Here is a 13,545-nt window from a genome sequence, read left to right as displayed (position 1 = left end):
TTTTTTGAGATGTTTTTTTGAAATGGATTTTAAGACAAATTAAAACATCACAAAAACGCAAAATTTCAGGATTTAAAAACATTACAAACTCTTTAAATCAATTCATGTTTTTTTCGTTAAATATCGATAATTCTCGTCCATTCAACAGCGTTTTTACCAGGCTTGCGTCCGTGAATTTTCACGCGATCGATCGTCTTCAAATTTAATTCTAGGATATTTTGTCGCACGGTCGCTGATAACTCCGCCGGATCGCTAGTATGGGATAATTCTAAAACAATATGCAAACAGCGATCTTTTTGAGTCGCTAAAACCGTAATCACTTGATGTTTTAAGTCTCGATCGAGCCATTCGGCGATCGCTTCCGGAGAACCTTGACGGGCTTTATCTTTGAACGTTCGATCGCGATCGGTCGTCGGAGAGGGCGTGATTTGTAACAAGTGCATGGAGACTTGTCGGTCGAGAATGCGTCTCATGCGATCGAGGTTCGTCCGCAAGTCGTCGAGAAGGTATCTAACGGCGTCGTGTTTGATGTGAACCTGTTCTTCGGTGTCGAGGGAGGCGCATTCGCCCTCGAGTTGACCTTCTAAATCGGCGATTCCTTGGGCGATGGTATCCGTGAGATGGCGGGATTGGTGGCGTACCAGTTCCCGCACGCGATCGCTCGTGGCGAGGTCTTGTAATAGCCTATCCGCTAAACGGGGAGAAGGAGCGGGGGAAAAGTCGCGCCAGTAGGAGCGATCGCTTTCGGGTTCGGGTTCGGCGTCTTCCCAACTGCTAGGAATTTGAGGCGACGAATCGTCCCACAAGACACAGGATTGTTCTGCATCGGATTCTTCCTCGTCCTCGATGGACGAGTCTTCTTCTAGCGATCGGTTTGTTTCTACAGGGTCTTCTACAGGGTCTTCTACAGGGTCTTCTACAGGGTCTTCTACAGGGTCTTCTACAGCGTCTTCTACAAGGTCTTCTACGGACCCTCGAGCGCCAGAAGGTGAAGTTTTTTCGTGAAATTTCAAATCTTCAGGCGATTCATAAAAAGACGATAAAACCCGAATCAAAACATCTACAGAGGGTTGATATTCTTCAACTGTTCCGAGTTGATATGCCGCGTTTGCCAGTCGTTCTTGTAGTTTCGATAAAGTCGGACAGGCATCGCACAAATGACGCAGTAAACTATCGAGATCTTGAGTTTTAAGGGTCAGCCAGTCGCGATCGCTAAAATCAAACTGACGGTAAATCGTCGAAAAAATTAAAATTTTCGTTCGTAACGGATTTGTTTTTTGTAACAGCGTTCCTCGAATATCGAACAAATCTTGAGGTCCTTGAATTTTAGTACCTGTAATATCATCAGCATCAAACATGGTGAAAAACCGGATGTCGCTAGAAAAGCACGAAAGAGGAAACAGGTCGATCGAAGATCGAGCGTCGTCAGAAACAGTCAGCAGAGTGGATTTCGCTAGAAGATAGCACGTCGAAGGGTGGAGTTTGGGATCTCGAAGTCTGTTGGTCATCGATCGAGCCGTGAGACTCCCCATCTCAGTCTCGCCCAAGGGCAGATCTGTGCGCGATCGCGATAAAATCAAAAGGGTTTCCCGTAAGGAAGAATCGGCACAAAACCTTACAAAACCTTACCGAACCGAATTGACTGTTTCACGATCGCCCGAGGTTTTTCAAAGATGGTAGATGTCACGCAAACGAATCATATCCGAGCGGCCAGAGCGCGAGGCGCTTCAGTACCGTCGAATACCGTTCTCGCGGCCATCGATATCGGGACGAACTCCATTCACATGGTGGTCGTGAACATCCAACCCGAACTCCCGGCGTTTACCATTATTACCCGCGAAAAAGAAACCGTGCGCTTGGGCGATCGCGACCCCAAAACCGGAAACCTCAAAGCCGACGCCATCGAACGCTCCATCGGAGCCTTGCGTCGTTGCCAAGAAATCGCCACCAGCCTCAACGCCGAAGCCATCGTGGCCGTCGCCACCAGTGCGACGCGGGAAGCCCCCAACGGAGGCGCCTTTATCCAACGAGTCAAAGACCAACTCGATTTATCGATCGATCTCATTTCCGGCCCCGAAGAAGCTCGCCGCATCTACCTCGGCGTCTTGTCAGGAATGGAACTCGATCGCCAACCCCACATCGTCATCGACATCGGCGGCGGTTCCACCGAACTGATTCTCGGGGACGGCCAAGAACCCCGCAGCCTCAGCAGTACCAAAGTCGGCGCCGTGCGCCTAACGGGGGAATTCGTCACCACCGACCCCATCGATACCACAGAATACACCGCCCTACAAGGCTATATCCGGGGAATGCTCGAGCGACCCGTCGAAGAGTTGCAAGCCAAGCTCAAACCCGGCGAAACACCCCGTCTCGTGGGGACTTCGGGAACCATCGAAGCCCTGGCGACCATGGACGCCATCGAAGAACTCGGTTCCGCACCGACCCCCCTCAACGGCTATCATCTGAGTTTGAAAAACCTGCAAAAGTGGGTCAAAAAACTCCGCAAAAGCGACTATAAAGAACGTCTCGACATCCCCGGAATGGTCGAACGCCGCGCCGAAATCATCCTCGCCGGGGCGGTGATTCTCCAAGAAGCCATGTCGATGCTGGGAACCGACGAACTCATCGTCTGCGAGCGAGCCTTGCGGGAAGGAGTCATCGTCGATTGGATGCTCAAACGGGGCTTAATCGAGAACAAACTCTGTTTTCAAAGCTCCGTGCGCGAACGCAGCACCCTGAAAATCGCCAAAAAGTACCGCGTCGATCTCGAATACAGCCAGCGTATCGCCGATTTCGCCTTGAGTTTGTTCGACAGTACCCAGGGGGAACTCCACGATTGGGGCGACAGCGAACGAGAGTTGCTCTGGGCCGCGGCTATTCTGCACAATTGCGGAATTTACATCAGTCATTCGGCGCACCACAAACATTCGTACTATCTCATTCGCAACGGGGAACTTCTCGGCTATACCGAACTTGAAATCGAGCTGATCGCCAATTTAGCGCGATATCACCGCAAAAGCGCCCCGAAAAAGAAACACGACGCTTACGCGAACCTCTCGAGTCGCGATCGCCAACTGGTGCGACAGCTTAGCTCTCTCATGCGCCTAGCGATCGCCCTCGATCGCCGTCAAATCGGTGCGATCGAAAAAGTCCGTTGCGAGTACAAACGCGACGCCAAACAGCTCAATCTATACCTGTATCCTGTCGATCCCAAAGATCCCTGCGAATTAGAACGCTGGAGTCTCGACTACAAAAAAGGCGTCTTTGAAGACGAATTCGGCGTCAAACTCTTCGCGAGTCTGGCGACAGTGGAGAGGTGAGGAGAGGGGGAGATAGGGAGAGGGGGAGAAATTATCAACGATCTTCCCTCATCATCCCATCATCCCCTCATCACATCATCCCCTCACGGGTTCGCTGAATGACGATGGCGCGATCGCCCACCACGGGATTTCGGGCTAAGAGAGTTCCGCGATCGTCGGCGATTTCAACGTTTGTGAAATCCAGCGATTGCGCTTTCGACCAGAGTTCGTTCGCCAAATCGTCTTGAGCGGGGGGTTCGAGATCGTACCACTCGGACGTTAACTTCACCCGCAACAAGTCGGCTTCAAAATTCGCACTGACCCCCGTCACGAACTCATTATCCTCGTAAGGTTTCGCCACTTGTACGATTTGTTGGCGAACGGCGGCTACGAGTCGCTGTTCTGGTGTTAATGGCGGACGCGCTAGTTCCAGAGGCTTCGCTAAATCCGGTGACGATAAATCTGACGGAATCCCCGGTTCGGCTTCAGGTTCCAATTCGGGAAGCGGTTCCGGTTCGGCTTCGGGTTCCAGTTCGGGTTCCGGTTCGGCTTCGGGTTCCAGTTCTGTGACTGCTGCGGGGGGAACCTCTTCGACGGGTTCGCCGAGCCGTTCCGGTTCGCGAACGGCGATTTCTGGCGGTGGCGTGGGTTCCGGTTCGCGAACCGCCACTTCTGGAGGTGGCGTAGGTTGCGAAGGAGTAGAGAACAGGGGCACCGCCACGATCGCCAAGACCACTACCGCTGCGATCGCGCTAATCCATACAAAAGGACTGGCTAAGGGCGATCGAGCGGCGGCGGTGGTTTCAGCTTCGAGGCGGTCGGCCCAACCGTCCAATACTGAAGATGTCCCGCGCAGGATGCGAACGAGGATCGATCGCACGACCCCAGGAGATGTAGAATTTTCCGGGCGATCGTCAGACGGCGGTGGAGTTTGCGACATAACTGCTTTGCGTTGCCTTGAACCGACTCTATCTTACAGTGAAGAGTGAAGTGTGAGGATAGGGAACCCAGAGCCGGAAAGCCCGACAGACATCTAGTATCTTTCGATTCTCAAGATATGACGTTGGTATTGGCTTATATAACTATCAATAAATTTTAAAAAATCTTTAGAATTACCGTTGACGAAAAGAAAATTATTTGTATAATGCAGACCGCCTGTCAACTCTTTTTAATAAAACGTTGCAACTCCTAGGAAGTTGTGTTAACTTTTGAAAAGAAGCACATCCTCATACAAGGAGTAACGATCGTGGAAACTCAAGAAACGAAATTCGGTTTTACTCAATTTGCTGAAACCTGGAACGGTCGTCTGGCGATGCTGGGCTTCGTCATCGGAATTGCAACCGAACTGCTGACCGGTCAAGGAATCCTGTCTCAAATCGGCTTGATGTAATCGAGTCGTGCCATTATTCCCAATACAACATTTTTCAAAAATCGAGGCTAGAGAAGGGTTTCGCCCCTGCTCTAGCCTCGATTGACGTTGAAGCATTGTCAGAATTCGCACTCAGAGAAATACGGCATCTCAAGCCTCAAAATCTTTTAGATCGAGCGCCTGTTGTTCCGAAGATTGACTTATCATGGTCTTCATTCCTTCGAGAGTGGCGGGAATGCTTTTCGGGTCCATGAACATCACTTTACTACTGTCGCTCGACCCAATCTCTAAGCCCATTTCCAGATAGCGTTGCGCCAGTAAAAACTGTAACGCTTCTGACATTTTCGGATGCACCTTCAGCGTTTTCGCCAAAATTTGCATCGCTTCCGCCGTCGCTTGGGCTTTCATCACCTGTTCCTGACGTTGGGCTTCCGCTTTCAACAAAATCGCCTGTTTTTGGGCTTCCGCTTCCAAAATCGCCGCCCGCTGTTGCGCTTCCGCTTCCAACACCTGGGCTTCCGCTCGTCCTCGGGCTGAATTCACCGCCGATTCCCGTTCCCCTTCCGAGGTGAGAACCGCCGCCCGCTTGCGACGTTCGGCGGACATTTGCAATTCCATCGAATCTTGAACCGCTTTCGAGGGAACAATATCCCGCAATTCCACCCGCGTCACTTTCACGCCCCAAGGATCGGTGGCGATGTCGAGTTCTCGTAACAACACTTCGTTAACTTCCGCGCGGGCGGTAAAGGTTTGGTCGAGTTCCAGTTTCCCCATTTCCGATCGAATCTGGGTCAAGACCAAGTTTTGCATGGCACTGCGGAGATCTTCGACCCTGTAATAAGCTTTCTCCATGTCCATAATCCGCCAGTACACCACGGCATCGACAGAAATCGAAACGTTATCGCTAGTGATGCAGGGTTGAGCGGGAATATCTAAAACCTTCTCTCGTGTCGTTTCTTTGAAGACAATATTATCGAGAAAGGGAACGATAAAATTCAAGCCAGGCTGTAACTTCTTACCGCTATATTTCCCCAGGGTTTCAACGAGAGCTTCGTTGCCTTCGTTGACGATCTTCACGGAACTGCTCACCGCAGCACTACCGAAGACAACCAACACGATAAACGTCCAAAACGCTTCCATTTTTAGTTTCCTCTGTCGTTTTTTTGCGGATTTTCAAAAACTTTTCCGATAGTTGATTCTAGAATAGGCGATCGATCCCCTCTTTCCCCTAAGATTGCGTAAAATCTTCAGGAACCACAAGCAACGTATTCCCTTTACGGCCGACAACGATGGCCGTCCGGTTGGCGGGAATCGTCCAATCCCCGTCACAACGGGCTTGCCAGGAATTCCCCTCGAACATCACCCGCCCCGGTTGTCCCGGCGCAATTTCCGTAAGCGTGGTGGCTTCGGTGGATTCGGCAATGAGGTAAGGGGTTTTTTTGGGTAACAGACGCTTGACGAGCCAAATCAGCAACAGCGAAAACACCATCCACAAGAAGATTTGCACGGATAACTTAGGCACTACCAGGGACACCACCGCCACCAGCAACGCCGCCGTTCCCATGGCCAACTCAACGAAAGCTGTGGGAACGAAAAGTTCCATCAAACACAAGGCTCCGCCGATAAGTAGCCATACGAGCGTGTATTTCTCCATAATCTTATTTCCCCCCTCTTATCGCCGGTTTTGAGATTTATTCGCCTGCATCGACCCAGCGTCCTGTCTATATTTTATCTCCTTCGGAGAAGGCATCGCCCCGGGTTTGCCCGTACCGGAACACGAAAAAACGCGCTGCACCGAGCGCGTTGGGTAGGGTTTTGGGGAAGATACGAGGAACGCGAAATCGCCTAGGAGAAGACGTTGAGAGAGGAAGTCGAGAAGAGAAGGACAACGGTGCAGAACACTGGAAAATCGAACAGAATTCGCTAATCGATTAGTTGCAACCAACCTCGACGCACCGCGTGGAAGATTCGATCTAGCACTTCTCGATCGCGATCGCTAATGGTGCTGCTTAAGACCACAGACATCAGCGTTTTCCGTTGGTCGCGGGTCAGATATCCCTCTGTCCACACGCGAGCGAACATTTCATCGAGGCTGGCAGGTTGGGATAAAACTTGGGTAGTCATAGCGGCTGTAACGCGAGCGACGTAAGACCCAGCGAACTTCGATCTTGACTCCAGTATCTTGGCAATATTTGGCTTCGGCTGCGATCGAACCGCCCCTACCCCTACGATCGAAAACATGACAACAATGCGATCTCTGTCACAGACAAACTTAAAAAATTACGGTATTAACCGGAGCGGGATGCCACCGCCACCGACGCAACGCCGCCTCGACCTCTTCCAACAGGGTCTCCCACTCTCCCCGTCGCCGCTGTCGGAACAGTCGCATCGTGGGATACCACGGCGTCGTCTCTCCCGTTAACCCCCACCGCCAATCGGGAACCTTCGCCAACAACAGCCAAACCGGTTTCCCCATCGCTCCGGCTAAATGCGCCACGGAAGTATCCACCGTTACCACCAAATCCAACACAGCGATAGCGGCGGCGGTGTCCGCAAAATCCCGACAGTTCGCCACGAGATCCGTCACTCGCGATTCCGTCGCTAAAATTTCCGCGTCTTCCCGTCGTGGCTCTTTCTGCAAGCTGTAAAAGGCGATGTCAGGAATATCGAGCCACCGTTGCAATTTCTCGAAAGAGATCGATCGATCCTTATCCTTACGATGCGTCGCTCTCCCCGACCAAACTAAGCCGACTTTGGGGGAGTGGGGGAGTAAGGGAGAGGGGGAGACAGGGAGAGGATTGAGGTAGGGAACGGTGGTTGGAACGGTGTTTTGGGTGGTTCCGAGAAGAAACGGCAAACTCATTAACAGTGCGTGAGCGTCCCAGTGGGGAAGGGGATCTTCTGTCGAAATCACACGATCGCACCCCGGAACGGTTTGCAACAAACGCACCAGCGGCGGACGACAGCGTATCCACACTCGTACCCCCCGCTGTGCCAACATCGGCAGGTATCGCACGAACTGAATCGCATCGCCGAATCCCTGTTCGCACAGCAACAACAGCCGTTTTCCGGCAATGTCGGAACCGTCCCAGATGCGCTCGGGGTGGGGAAAGGTTTGGGGGAGGCGATGGCGCACCGGACGGCCTTCATATTCTGCAAATCCCCGTTTCCACTGTCCCTGTAGCAGCAACACTAAGGCTAAATGACCGCGAATGTCGGGGAAATTGGCCTCGAGTTGCATTGTCGTCTCGAATTGGGCGATCGCGTTGTCGAGTTGTCCGAGGTCCCAATACAGATGACCGAGATTGTAGTGCCACTCCGGATTTCGGGGGTCGATCGCTAACGCTCGTTGATAGTAAGGTACAGCGTCTTCGAGGCGATCGAGTTCCTGCAACGTGCGGGCTAAATTGGCCTGTCCCACACCACAGCGGGGATAAAGCCGCACGATAGTTTCGTAACACTCCAGGGCTTCTTGCCAGCGTTGCTGTCGGTAAGCGATACCGCCGAGGAGGTTCAACCCGTCGAGACGCTGGGGATTTTGTTGTAAAAGCTGTTGACAGAGAGTTTTCGCGCCGTCGAGATCGCCGCGTTGGTAGCGATCGAGGGCGCCATCGAAATCGGGATCGATCGAAGACATATCCAAGACATCCGTACCAGATCGGTTCTCGCGCATTCGACTTTAACCCAAAGAGTTCCTGCCAAGGGACGGTCAAGGGGTCGATCGACTCCTCAACCCCCCGATTCTCGAAAAATTTATCATTTGTTATAAAACGCCCCATCTCCAGCAGGCGATCGCATCCCGCCTCAGAAACCCCGACGCCTCGTAACCCATACGGCTTCGAGGGACGCCAAATCTCTTTTTTTGTATTATGTAACTATTTTTATATAAATTAAAACACAAAAATTAAAAAATAAGCAAAAAAAACAATCATAAAAGATTTAAAAGGTATTTAATCCCAAATAAATTTACATAAAATATAAAAACAACAAATCGCGACGCATTTCAAAACTTGCCCCCCTTCAAAAAGGCGATCGGACTCGCCATAATGCAAACAACCTCACAAGCGCAGAACCCAAGCGCACCATCGTCACAGCCCACCCTTTCCAAACCCGCTTAATCGGGCTGTGACCTTCCCCCAAACCCAACCTCACATCAAAAAACCTCACATTTAAGGAGAAAATCGGGTGAAACTAGCAGTTTACGGAAAAGGTGGCATCGGCAAATCCACCACCAGTTGCAACATCTCCGTGGCCCTAGCCCGTCGCGGCAAAAAAGTCCTACAAATCGGCTGCGATCCCAAACACGACAGCACCTTCACCCTCACCGGATATCTCATCCCCACCATCATCGACACCCTACAAGAAAAAGACTTCCACTACGAAGACATCTGGCCCGAAGACGTCATTTACAAAGGCTACGGCGGAGTCGATTGCGTCGAAGCCGGCGGTCCCCCAGCCGGAGCCGGATGCGGCGGTTACGTCGTCGGAGAAACCGTCAAACTCCTCAAAGAACTCAACGCCTTCGACGAATACGACGTCATTCTCTTCGACGTACTCGGAGACGTCGTCTGCGGAGGCTTCGCCGCCCCCCTCAACTACGCCGACTATTGCCTCATCGTCACCGACAACGGCTTCGACGCCCTGTTTGCCGCCAACCGCATCGCCGCCTCCGTCCGCGAAAAAGCCCGGACGCACCCGCTGCGTCTAGCCGGACTCATCGGCAACCGCACCTCCAAACGGGATCTCATCGAAAAATACGTCGAAACCGTCCCCATGCCAATCTTAGAAGTGTTGCCGCTGATTGAAGACATCCGCATTTCCCGCGTCAAAGGAAAAACCCTCTTCGAGATGGCAGAAGGGGACAATTCCTTAAATTTTGTTTGCGACTATTACCTCAACATCGCCGACCAAATCCTAGCCTTACCCGAAGGCGTAGTACCCAACGACGCCCCCGATCGCGACTTATTCGCCCTACTGTCGGACTTCTATCTCAACCCCCAAACCCCGCCTCCCACCGTCGAAGAAGAACTCGACCTGATGATGGTATAACCCCAACCATACCTCCTCTCGAGGGTCAACCCGAGAGTGTATCGATCGAACCATCGACCCAGATGAAGACCGCACGAGTTGCTCGCCCAGCCTAGTATGATTCAGTACAGGCTCGAGGTCTGCGCCGTCTGATGTCAGAGGCGGATAGACTAGAAGCGAAATCAGAAGCAACTCCGGGGATAGATAACCATGGCTTTTTTCGATAGCTTCACCAGCGCCCTTAAAGAAAAATGGTTGCAGTATTACAAAGCAAACTACGAATGGCTCAACTTGCACATGCAAGTTGCCGCCGTCAAAACCCCTGACGGCGGGCGTCGTCCGCCCTCCTACTTCATCCTGGGATCGCTCAACGGACTCGAACCCAAACTCGCCCAGCTCATGCTACCGTTTTCGCGGCTCAATCCCGATCCCGACACCCTCATCGAAGTCCTGGGGTTGAACTTCGACCCCGACATCGCCCTCGGCTTAGAACCCGAAGCCGGACTCGAAGACACCGAATACAGCGACGCAGCCTCCGCCGCTGTCGCCGCCGCCGAAACGGAAACATCCGAAACGGACGAGTTCGCAGCGGAGTCTGACGAAACCCCTTTTGGTGAGGCCGACGCCGAAGCCGCCGCGGCCGGCGTTGCGGCCGAAACCCTAGTCTCTGAAGAGTCCGAAGAACTGCCCGAAGAACTCGCCGAAGAACCCCTGGCCGAACCGGAAGCCGCCGAACCCGAACTAGAAGATTTAAGCGGTATGGTGGAGGAAGAAGAGACCTCCGACGCCGACCTCGAGGATCTGGCCGGACTCGAAGAGCCCGAAGCCGAAGAACAAGCCGAACCCGACCTTTCTGAAGAAGCAGTTCTCGCCGCTGGAGTGGCCGGTGCCGCTGCAGCAACAGCCGCAGCAGAAGTTCTTCAAGAAGAAGACGACCTGAGCCTCTTAGAAGAAGAAACCTCTGAAGAAGAAGCCGAAGATTTCGGACTCGAAGCCCTCGAGGAAGAAACGCCCGAAGCCGAATCGGAAGAGGAAGATATGGATTTGGGTTTGCTGGCTGAAGAAGACACTTCCGAAGAAGACATGGGATTAGACGCCCTGGCTACCGAAGAAGACACTTCCGAAGAAGACATGGGATTAGACGCCCTGGCTACCGAAGAAGACACTTCCGAAGAGGGCATGGGATTAGACGCCCTGGCTACCGAAGAAGACACTTCCGAAGAAGACGATGCAGCGGCGTTACTTCTCGTTGAAGAAGAGACTTCCGAGGAAGTAGACATGGGGGAAGTAGACATGGGGTTAGAAGCCTTCGACGCCGAAGAAGAGAGTTCCGAGGAAGAAGATGTCGATCTTTCCGCCTTCGCTGACGAAGAAGAAAGTTCCGAAGAAGACATCGATTTAGAAGCCTTTGGCGGAGAAGAAGACACTTCCGACGAGATGGACTTAGGCGCCTTCGGCGGTGCAGAAGTGGCCTCGGACGACATGGACTTAGACGCCTTTGGCGAAGAAGAAGAGACTTCCGAAGAAGAAGACGTCGATCTTTCCGCCTTCGCTGACGAAGACGATACCTCCGAAGACCTGGATTTAAGCGCCTTCGCTGACGACGAAGAAGAAGACAGTTCTGATGACCTGGACTTAGGAGATTTCGGCGGTGCAGACTTGTCCGACGACGACGAAGATGTCGATCTTTCTGCCTTTGGCGACGACGAGGACGACGACATGGATTTAGCCGCCTTTGGCGACGACGAGAGCTTGGGGGGTCTGGCGGACGACGACGAAGATGCCTTTGGATTGAATTTTCCCAAAGACGATGACGACGACGACGAGGAAGATCCTGAAATTTCCAACTTGTTGTCCGATCTCGAATAACGACCGATAAAACAGGAGATTTCGCTCATGACTGTTGCTGCTCGACCGGACGCCTTGAACTTTGAGTGCGAAACAGGCAACTACCACACCTTTTGTCCGATTAGCTGCGTGGCGTGGCTGTACCAGAAAATTGAAGACAGCTTTTTTCTGGTCATCGGGACGAAAACCTGTGGGTATTTCTTGCAAAACGCTATGGGCGTGATGATTTTTGCAGAACCTCGCTACGCGATGGCTGAATTAGAAGAGGGCGACATCTCCGCTCAACTGAACGACTACGAAGAACTCAAGCGTCTGTGTCTGCAAATCAAGCGCGATCGCAACCCCAGCGTCATCGTATGGATTGGCACCTGCACCACCGAAATCATCAAAATGGATTTGGAAGGGCTGGCGCCGAAATTGGAAGCCGAAATCGGCATTCCCATCGTGACAGCGAGGGCGAACGGTCTCGACTACGCCTTTACTCAAGGGGAAGACACCGTGTTGGCAGCAATGGCGCAACGTTGTCCGACGGAAGCCCCAGCAGCCGCGACTGCTGACAACGAGCAAGAAGCGCGTCACGGCTTGCGCCGTTTCCTCGATTTCGGGCGTCCCAAGGACAGTTCCGAAGACGGCGGCGGCGAAACCGCCGAAAGCGAATACGTCGACCATCCGCCACTGGTGTTGTTCGGTTCGCTCCCCGACCCAGTGGCCACGCAGTTAACCTTGGAACTGAAGAAGCAAGGCATCAAAGTCTCCGGTTGGCTGCCCTCGCGACATTACACCGAACTCCCCGTTCTCGCCGAGGGGTCTTACGTCTGCGGCGTCAATCCGTTTTTGAGTCGGACGGCGACGACCTTGATGCGCCGTCGCAAGTGCAAACTCATCGGTGCGCCGTTCCCCATCGGGCCAGACGGGACTCGCGCCTGGGTCGAAAAAATCTGCTCGGTGTTCGGCATCGAACCGAAGGGTTTGGACGAGCGAGAGCAGACGATTTGGAACGGTGTTGAGGATTACGCGGCGCTGTTGCGAGGGAAATCGGTCTTTTTTATGGGGGATAATCTCCTCGAAATTTCTCTGGCTCGCTTTTTCGTCCGTTGCGGTGCGACGGTGCAAGAAATCGGCATTCCCTACATGGATAAACGCTATCAAAAGGCGGAGTTGGATTTTTTAACGAAAACCTGCGACGAGATGGGCGTTCCCTATCCCCGGATTGTGGAGAAACCGGATAATTACAATCAAATTCAGCGCATTCGCGATCTGAATCCGGATTTGGTGATTACGGGGATGGCACACGCGAATCCCCTAGAAGCTCGCGGGATTACGACGAAGTGGTCGGTCGAGTTTACGTTCGCACAAATTCACGGCTTTACCAACGCTCGCGATTTGTTAGAACTGGCAACTCGTCCTCTACGTCGCAATAACAACTTGAAAGATTTAGGTTGGGATAAGTTGGTCAAGGAAGATACGCGCGTTTGATGAGTTTCTGTCCCCTTCTGGTCGGTTTGCGATGAGAAGTGGGAGAGTCGGCTAAGTGATGAGGCGATTTCGATGGGAAGTCGCCTCTTTTTTTTGTCAAGAAACGGGTTTTTCACTCCAGAGATACAGAGGACACAGAGGGATTTTGGGAAGATAAAAAATGGTAGTTTGATATGAGGATGATGTATCGATCGAAAATAATAAATATTGCAAAAATGGTTTTAAAATATTATTTTTTGTGATATTATTTTATGTTGTATTATATTGGGATAAGTTGAGATTTAATTTTTGCGCTTTTTGGGTCTTCTGGCATGAATCCCAATTTTCGATAATCCGGCTATAGACGATCGTTGATTGGAGCGATCGAGGCAAGCCAACGAGAGGCAATAAGGCTAATTTAAGCGGAAGCGCGAGGCTGTTGTTTGATGGGAAGTTCCATCTCAAACGTCGTCCCTTTTCCTAATTCAGAATGACAGGCGATCGATCCCCCATGTTTCTCAACAATAATTTGCCGAGAAATCGACA

At 52.2% G+C, this 13,545-nt stretch carries 12 protein-coding genes; 5 read left to right on the top strand and 7 right to left on the bottom strand.

What is annotated here, in order from left to right:
• Positions 1 to 116 precede the first annotated feature (116 nt).
• Positions 117 to 1,358: a hypothetical protein gene (locus ACP5D4_RS09935; protein WP_428011466.1), complete on the bottom strand. Its 1,242-nt coding sequence runs from the start codon at positions 1,356 to 1,358 to the stop codon at positions 117 to 119.
• A 315-nt stretch (positions 1,359 to 1,673) separates the two neighbouring features.
• On the opposite strand from ACP5D4_RS09935, the gene ACP5D4_RS09930 reads away from it, so the two are divergent.
• The gene (locus ACP5D4_RS09930) at positions 1,674 to 3,320 is read left to right on the top strand and encodes an HD domain-containing protein (RefSeq protein WP_428011465.1); all 1,647 of its coding nucleotides are present in this window, start codon (positions 1,674 to 1,676) and stop codon (positions 3,318 to 3,320) included.
• Positions 3,321 to 3,390: 70 nt separating this feature from the next.
• Here ACP5D4_RS09930 and ACP5D4_RS09925 read toward each other — a convergent pair whose 3' ends face one another.
• Positions 3,391 to 4,239: a hypothetical protein gene (locus ACP5D4_RS09925; RefSeq protein ID WP_428011464.1), complete on the bottom strand. Its 849-nt coding sequence runs from the start codon at positions 4,237 to 4,239 to the stop codon at positions 3,391 to 3,393.
• Positions 4,240 to 4,545: 306 nt separating this feature from the next.
• Between ACP5D4_RS09925 and ACP5D4_RS09920 the strand changes: the two genes are divergently transcribed.
• Positions 4,546 to 4,689, top strand: coding sequence for a chlorophyll a/b-binding protein (locus tag ACP5D4_RS09920; RefSeq protein WP_017660627.1), 144 nt, complete (start codon positions 4,546 to 4,548; stop codon positions 4,687 to 4,689).
• Between the two features lie 129 nt (positions 4,690 to 4,818).
• Here the strand turns inward: ACP5D4_RS09920 and ACP5D4_RS09915 are convergent, their stop codons facing one another.
• From ACP5D4_RS09915 to ACP5D4_RS09900, 4 genes are all read right to left on the bottom strand, one after another.
• Positions 4,819 to 5,808, bottom strand: a complete 990-nt coding sequence (locus ACP5D4_RS09915) for an SPFH domain-containing protein (RefSeq protein WP_428011463.1) — start codon at positions 5,806 to 5,808, stop codon at positions 4,819 to 4,821.
• A gap of 88 nt (positions 5,809 to 5,896) precedes the next feature.
• Positions 5,897 to 6,322 carry an NfeD family protein gene (locus ACP5D4_RS09910; RefSeq protein ID WP_428011462.1) on the bottom strand — a complete coding sequence of 142 codons (426 nt, stop codon included), beginning with the start codon at positions 6,320 to 6,322 and terminating at the stop codon, positions 5,897 to 5,899.
• A gap of 269 nt (positions 6,323 to 6,591) precedes the next feature.
• The gene (locus ACP5D4_RS09905; RefSeq protein WP_428011461.1) at positions 6,592 to 6,792 is read right to left on the bottom strand and encodes a hypothetical protein; all 201 of its coding nucleotides are present in this window, start codon (positions 6,790 to 6,792) and stop codon (positions 6,592 to 6,594) included.
• 148 nt (positions 6,793 to 6,940) lie between these two features.
• Positions 6,941 to 8,341, bottom strand: coding sequence for a tetratricopeptide repeat protein (locus tag ACP5D4_RS09900; protein WP_428011460.1), 1,401 nt, complete (start codon positions 8,339 to 8,341; stop codon positions 6,941 to 6,943).
• A 512-nt stretch (positions 8,342 to 8,853) separates the two neighbouring features.
• On the opposite strand from ACP5D4_RS09900, the gene bchL reads away from it, so the two are divergent.
• The 3 genes from bchL to ACP5D4_RS09885 all read left to right on the top strand — a co-directional run bounded on the left by bchL (position 8,854) and on the right by ACP5D4_RS09885 (position 13,020).
• Positions 8,854 to 9,717 (top strand): ferredoxin:protochlorophyllide reductase (ATP-dependent) iron-sulfur ATP-binding protein, encoded by an 864-nt coding sequence (gene bchL / locus ACP5D4_RS09895; RefSeq protein ID WP_428011459.1) that lies wholly within the window; start codon positions 8,854 to 8,856, stop codon positions 9,715 to 9,717.
• A gap of 189 nt (positions 9,718 to 9,906) precedes the next feature.
• Positions 9,907 to 11,565, top strand: a complete 1,659-nt coding sequence (locus ACP5D4_RS09890) for a DUF5331 domain-containing protein (protein ID WP_428011458.1) — start codon at positions 9,907 to 9,909, stop codon at positions 11,563 to 11,565.
• A gap of 27 nt (positions 11,566 to 11,592) precedes the next feature.
• Positions 11,593 to 13,020: a ferredoxin:protochlorophyllide reductase (ATP-dependent) subunit N gene (locus ACP5D4_RS09885; RefSeq protein ID WP_428011457.1), complete on the top strand. Its 1,428-nt coding sequence runs from the start codon at positions 11,593 to 11,595 to the stop codon at positions 13,018 to 13,020.
• Positions 13,021 to 13,417: 397 nt separating this feature from the next.
• Here ACP5D4_RS09885 and ACP5D4_RS09880 read toward each other — a convergent pair whose 3' ends face one another.
• The gene (locus tag ACP5D4_RS09880) at positions 13,418 to 13,540 is read right to left on the bottom strand and encodes a hypothetical protein (RefSeq protein ID WP_428011491.1); all 123 of its coding nucleotides are present in this window, start codon (positions 13,538 to 13,540) and stop codon (positions 13,418 to 13,420) included.
• Positions 13,541 to 13,545: the final 5 nt, after the last annotated feature.

The organism is Baaleninema sp. (assembly GCF_049974805.1).
In the GTDB taxonomy this organism is placed as follows: domain Bacteria; phylum Cyanobacteriota; class Cyanobacteriia; order Cyanobacteriales; family Geitlerinemataceae; genus Baaleninema.
Note: the sequence above shows the minus strand (reverse complement) of the source record. Positions and strands in the feature narration are given on the sequence as shown.

What these genes read in the sequence shown, in the direction of transcription:
- ACP5D4_RS09925 (WP_428011464.1), bottom strand. Translation starts at nt 4,239, where the DNA reads ATGTCGCAAACTCCACCGCCGTCTGACGATCGCCCGGAAAATTCTACA.
- ACP5D4_RS09890 (WP_428011458.1), top strand. Translation starts at nt 9,907, where the DNA reads ATGGCTTTTTTCGATAGCTTCACCAGCGCCCTTAAAGAAAAATGGTTG.
- ACP5D4_RS09905 (WP_428011461.1), bottom strand. Translation starts at nt 6,792, where the DNA reads ATGACTACCCAAGTTTTATCCCAACCTGCCAGCCTCGATGAAATGTTC.
- ACP5D4_RS09910 (WP_428011462.1), bottom strand. Translation starts at nt 6,322, where the DNA reads ATGGAGAAATACACGCTCGTATGGCTACTTATCGGCGGAGCCTTGTGT.
- ACP5D4_RS09900 (WP_428011460.1), bottom strand. Translation starts at nt 8,341, where the DNA reads ATGCGCGAGAACCGATCTGGTACGGATGTCTTGGATATGTCTTCGATC.
- ACP5D4_RS09930 (WP_428011465.1), top strand. Translation starts at nt 1,674, where the DNA reads ATGGTAGATGTCACGCAAACGAATCATATCCGAGCGGCCAGAGCGCGA.
- ACP5D4_RS09885 (WP_428011457.1), top strand. Translation starts at nt 11,593, where the DNA reads ATGACTGTTGCTGCTCGACCGGACGCCTTGAACTTTGAGTGCGAAACA.
- ACP5D4_RS09915 (WP_428011463.1), bottom strand. Translation starts at nt 5,808, where the DNA reads ATGGAAGCGTTTTGGACGTTTATCGTGTTGGTTGTCTTCGGTAGTGCT.
- ACP5D4_RS09935 (WP_428011466.1), bottom strand. Translation starts at nt 1,358, where the DNA reads ATGTTTGATGCTGATGATATTACAGGTACTAAAATTCAAGGACCTCAA.